1 protein-coding gene is annotated in these 1637 nt (G+C 71.6%); it reads left to right on the forward strand.

The genetic code is table 11. The annotated features are described in order from the left end of the window. The first annotated feature begins 118 nt into the window (after positions 1–118). Complete coding sequence (locus tag DW195_RS10220) at positions 119–1411, forward strand: IS30 family transposase (RefSeq protein WP_118206648.1); 1293 nt, start codon at positions 119–121, stop codon at positions 1409–1411. Positions 1412–1637 lie beyond the last annotated feature (226 nt).

Genomic DNA, 1637 nt, shown 5'->3' on the forward strand with positions numbered 1-1637 from the left:
CCTTGATTATCAACTTTATCCGAACACCTCCCACATTCATCCGTACATGTGCGGATAAATGTGGGAACCCGATACCCTGAGGGCCGGATCGGCCGGCCCCGGGAGATCGGAGGACGGCATGTCCGGAAAGAAGAAGAGCGGCTCCGCAAGGGCGGTCCCGAGGGCCTACGGAAGGCTCACGAGGCACGAGCGGGACACGGTCCAGAGGATGCTGGAGCGCAGGGCGTCGTGCAGGGAGATCGCGAGGGAGCTGGGCAGGTCGCCCTCGACGGTGAGCGCCGAGGTGGCGTCTCACAGGTTCGTGACGGCGCCGAAGGCCAGGCGCGGCGAGCGCGTGGACGCCTCCGCCGACCTGTCGGCGGCCTGCCCGCGCCTGGCGGCGTGGCCGCGATGCTGCAACGGCTGCGGCCGGTACCGCGCGATCGGCTGCAAGCGCCGCCCCCACGTCTTCTACGAGGCCCGGGCCGCGCAGCTGTGCGCCGACTCGGTCCTCGTCTCGTCCAGGCGCGGGATAGACGCCGACGAGCCCGCCGCGGCGGCCAGGCTGGAGGCGATAAGGGACTGCCTGCGCCGGGGGCTGTCGCCCGAGCAGATGGCGGCGCGCAACGGCGGCCCGGTGGACCTGTCGCCGTCGACCATCTACCGCTGGGTCTCGGCGGGCTACGACGGCATGACCAGCATGGAGCTCAGGCGCAAGGTCGGCTACAGGCCGAGGAAGCGCGCCGCGGGCCGGGCGGCGACCCGCCACTCCGCCCGCAGGTCGCATGCCGCGTTCCTCGCCCTCGGGGAGGACGCGTGCGCCGCGGCCTGGGAGATGGACACCGTCGAGGGGGCCCGGGAGGACTCCGCCTGCCTGCTCACGCTGCTGCACCGCCCCAGCAGGCTCCAGCTCGCGCTGCCGCTGGAGGAGAAGACCGCCGGGTGCGTCGCGGACGCCCTGGAGGGCGTCCGGGCCATCCTCGGCGCCGACGGGACGCGCCGCGTGTTCCGCGCCGTCCTCACCGACAACGGCGCCGAGTTCTCCGACGAGGCGGCGATCGCGGCGCTCATCGGCGAGGGGCCGGGCGAGACGAGGCTGTTCTACTGCGACCCCAGGCGCAGCGACCAGAAGGGCGCCTGCGAGCGCAACCACGTCGAGATCAGGAAGCTGCTGCCCAAGGGCGCCGGAATCAGATTCGACCGGCTCGCCCCGGCCGACCTGGCGCTGGCCATGTCGCACGTGAACTCCGAGCCCCGCGGCGCGCTCGGCTTCGCGACGCCCGCGCGCGCCTTCAGGGCGATGCTCGGGGAGGACGCGGCGGCGCTGCTGGACGCCTACGGCGTGGGGGACGTGCCCATCGGGGAACTCGACCTGACGCCGGGGCTCATCGAGAGGGCGCGCGCAGAGAGGGGCGATGCCCCGCTGGCCTAGCCTAGGAGAAAAACGGAATAGACGGACCGACCGTCCGGCTGAGTCTGGGAAGAGGTGCCGGGCGGCGGGCGGAGCATGGCCACCGGACCCATCGAAACACATCTCCACCATTCCTTCAACTGGGAAAATGGCGCCCCCGGGGCCCGAGAGGGGCCGCGGGGGCGTTCGGTTAACTGCGGGAGCGTGCCGTCAGCTCAATGTGTTCGGTTGAGATCGGAAATCAACC

It is taken from the genome of Collinsella sp. AM17-1, assembly GCF_003470665.1.
Taxonomy (GTDB): Bacteria; Actinomycetota; Coriobacteriia; order Coriobacteriales; family Coriobacteriaceae; genus Collinsella.